Source organism: Sulfuricurvum sp. (assembly GCF_028712165.1).
Lineage (GTDB): Bacteria > Campylobacterota > Campylobacteria > Campylobacterales > Sulfurimonadaceae > Sulfuricurvum.
On the sequence record NZ_JAQTQR010000004.1, the window covers coordinates 1 to 3,774 of the forward strand.

A 3,774-nucleotide genomic window follows, 5' to 3' on the forward strand; every position below is an offset into this window, starting at 1 on the left:
TATAATTGATCTATTGTTACTACTTTACCGAAATAATTTCCTTGTCGATAGTTGATTTTCAACGATTGGACAAGATTATCGGTATATTCATCCTCTATCATGGATATCCATGTTTTGGCTCCGCACAAATGCGCACTCAAATTTAGCCCATGGATAATATTTTGATACCCTGCTTCTTTAATATGGCGGGTATAAAGAGGATCAAACCGAACAAGATCCACTTCCAGCTCTTTTAAATACAACAGCGTCGTATGATATCCGCCCAAACGATCCAGTGCGATTTTGTACCCTGCTCTGCGGTAATGACTTATTTGGTGTATGAAGCGCTCTAATTGATGGCAATACTCTTTCTCTTCAAACATCAGTGTTATTTTATTTCGAGCCGATGGAAAGCGCTCGAACAGAGTCATAGCATGCTCAAAAAAATGGGGATTACGCAAGGTAACAGGAGAGATTGTTACAATAAAGTCCCGTTCACGTCCATCACACAAAGCAGCAATTGTTTCCAATACATCGCTTTCAAGCCAACGCAATCTATTGATCCTGTTAAGAACAGGGATATAACGGCTTTGATGGATGAATCTCCCTTGCGAATCAATCAGTTTGACGGTTGTATCATAAATCGGATGTGATTCACAGCATACCGGCCAAAATCCGATCGAAAAACGCTTTTCGTCCAGCGCTTCAATAATCTCATTTTCTAGCTGATTGATCGAATATAATTCCTCTTTTTCACTACTGATACGATCGTTATGGAGTTCATATAAACGGCTTGTCAATAAATCGACATTGTCAGATAAACGTGAATCCAAAATTACAGCTTCTAGCCTGATTTCAATTTCATTATCGACATGATGTTGATATTTACTGAGCAATAACTCGATCAAAGCAATATATTTTTCTTTTTCGCCTGGTAAAAAGAGTAAAAAATCACCCCCTTTATAACGGCAAATAGGAAGTTTTTCTATTTTTTTATCATGAAAAAAATGGTCTAATTTCATTACGGTATTTTGCAAAGCGATATCGCCGTTCTTAACTCCGTAGCGTTCATTAATCGACCATAAATTTTCTAGTGTAATCAATACAAGCGTTTGCGTATTTTTTGTAAGTGCTTTGGAAAATAGACGAAAAAAATACTCCGGGGTAAACGTATGTGTGATTGTATCAGTTATATTTTCCTGAGTACTTTGATATATCAGATAAAAAATAAAATAGACCATCACCCCTAACAATGCGATAGACAATACGATTAAAGAAGCAAAAGTAGTATAAGACTGTGTCAATAAGGCGAAAAGAGTGACTGAACTTAAAAAAAAGATCGGCAACCCCATCCGTAGCGCTAATGCAAAACGGTGTTCCCTCTCTTTTTGTTCAGTATACGTCATAAAAAATTATATATCCAAATGCTTGACGTCTTTGGCGTGCGTTTCGATGTAGTTACGGCGAGGTTCAACATCATCGCCCATAAAGAGATTAAACGAGTCACCGGCAGATTCTGAATCTTCGATCGTTATACGAAGTAATACACGATTTTCCGGTGTCATTGTCGTTTCCCAAAGCTGCTCAGGATTCATTTCCCCCAGACCTTTATAACGTTGGATATATGAACCTTTCTTCGCAAAGTCAGTAATTTGAGTTAAAAGTTCTAACAAATCACCTTTCAAAGGCAAATTCCAGTCTTGGATTTTTTGGAATATATAATTTGCTTCGGCAAAATGCGGTGATGCAAACAGCTCATCATTGATGTGAAGTTCTTCCAATCCTTCTTTAGTTTGTACAAACAGATGCATATCTTCATCGTTAACACTTTTACTGAGGATATTATTCCCTTTCGCAGTCAGGAAAGATTCAACTTTAGTGTACAACTCTTGGAGCGGCAATGCGACTAAATCCGGGTTTTCAATAAAATAACGGATCAATTCTACAAGAGCATAACGACGTTCTAATGCATCGAGAGTACTGCGATAATGATCCACCATTTTAAAGAATGATACGAGATCATTTACACCAACGTTGAGATCTTCTGATTCCAACGCTTCAATACCATTTTCAATTAAGAAAGCGTTCATAACGCGATCATCTTTAAAATAGATCTCTTTTTTCCCTTTTTTGTAGCGGTAAAGAGGCGGTTGTGCCAAATAGAGGTAGCCGTTCTCAACGATTTTCGGAAGATATCGGAAGAAGAAAGTCAACAGTAGCGTTTGAATATGGCTTCCGTCAACGTCGGCATCGGTCATGATGATGATTTTATGATAGCGGAGTTTCTCTTCATTGAATTCTTCACCGATTCCGCATCCGAGCGCTGTGATCATGTTGGTGATCTCTTCGGATTTTAGAATTTTGTCCAAACGGGCTTTTTCAACGTTTAGAATTTTACCTTTGAGCGGCAAAATTGCTTGGAAAACACGGTCACGTCCTTGTTTTGCCGAACCGCCCGCAGAGTCCCCTTCCACCAGATAAAGTTCGCTGATAGCAGGATCTTTACTTTGACAGTCTGCCAATTTACCCGGAAGTGTACCAACAGTCATTGCATCTTTACGACGAGTAAGTTCACGTGCTTTTTTAGCTGCTTCACGACCGCGTGCCGCCATCAACGCTTTTTGAATAATTGCTTTGGCTTGGATCGGATTTTCTTCAAAATATTTGGTCAATTTTTCATAAGTGACTTTTTGAACCAATGGACGAACATAGGTATTTCCGAGTTTCCCTTTTGTTTGACCTTCAAATTGAGGTTCCGGTACACGTACAGAGACAACACAGATAAGACCCTCAGAAACATCTTCACCTGATAAAGGGATATCTTTCTCTTTGGCATTACCGTTTTGTTTGTTGTAGTTTGAAATTACACGGGTTAATCCGGCACGGAAACCGGCTTCGTGGGTACCGCCGTTTGGAGTATTGATGTTATTTACAAACGTAAACATTTTTTCGTCATAACTGTCGTTATACATCACGGCGATATCCATCTCGATATCTTCGATTTTTTCGCTAAAAGCAAACGGAGTTGCAACAACCGTTTTTTTATTCACATCGGTGACGAATTGGCTGATACCGCCTTCGAAGTGATAGGTATTGCTCGCACCGTTACGTTCGTCTTTGAAAACAATCGTAATACGCGGATTCAAATAGGCCAGTTCACGAAAACGTTTTGCCAAATAGTCGTAGTCGAAAATAATCGTTTCGGTAAAAATCGAAGGATCCGGGAAAAATTCGATTGTTGTTCCGCGTTTGCGTGTTGTACCTGTAACGGCTAACGGTTCTTGAGGAATACCGCATTTGAAGTTTTGTTCAAACGATTGACCTTCACGAAAAATGGTCATTTTAAGATCTGAACTGAGGGCATTAACAACCGATACCCCAACCCCGTGCAAACCACCCGAGACTTTATAGGTATCTTTATCAAATTTTCCCCCGGCGTGCAATACGGTTAAAACAACCGTAGCTGCTGAAATACCTTCTGTCGGGTGTAAATCAGTTGGAATACCGCGACCGTTATCGCTGACCATTGCTGTACCGTTTTTAGTCAGAGTTACAGTTATCGTATCACAATGTCCTGCCATTGCTTCGTCGATTGAGTTGTCAACGACTTCATAGATTAGGTGATGAAGTCCACGATGACCGGTATCACCGATATACATACCCGGTCGTTTTCGAACGGCTTCGAGACCTTTTAGGACTTTAATATTACTAGCACCGTAATTTTCCATAGTTGCTCCAGCTTTTAAGCGTGTTTAATGCTTTATTTTACCGAAGAAAAACTAAAAAGAAGGTTTT

At 39.5% G+C, this 3,774-nt stretch carries 2 protein-coding genes; both read right to left on the reverse strand.

Annotated features, from left to right (window positions below):
* A partial coding sequence (locus PHP90_RS01050; RefSeq protein ID WP_299923928.1) for an EAL domain-containing protein occupies nt 1–1,385 on the reverse strand: 1,385 nt, incomplete at its 3' end.
* Nucleotides 1,386–1,391: 6 nt separating this feature from the next.
* Nucleotides 1,392–3,707: a DNA topoisomerase (ATP-hydrolyzing) subunit B gene (gene gyrB, locus PHP90_RS01055; RefSeq protein ID WP_299923931.1), complete on the reverse strand. Its 2,316-nt coding sequence runs from the start codon at nt 3,705–3,707 to the stop codon at nt 1,392–1,394.
* Between the last annotated feature and the right edge of the window lie 67 nt (nt 3,708–3,774).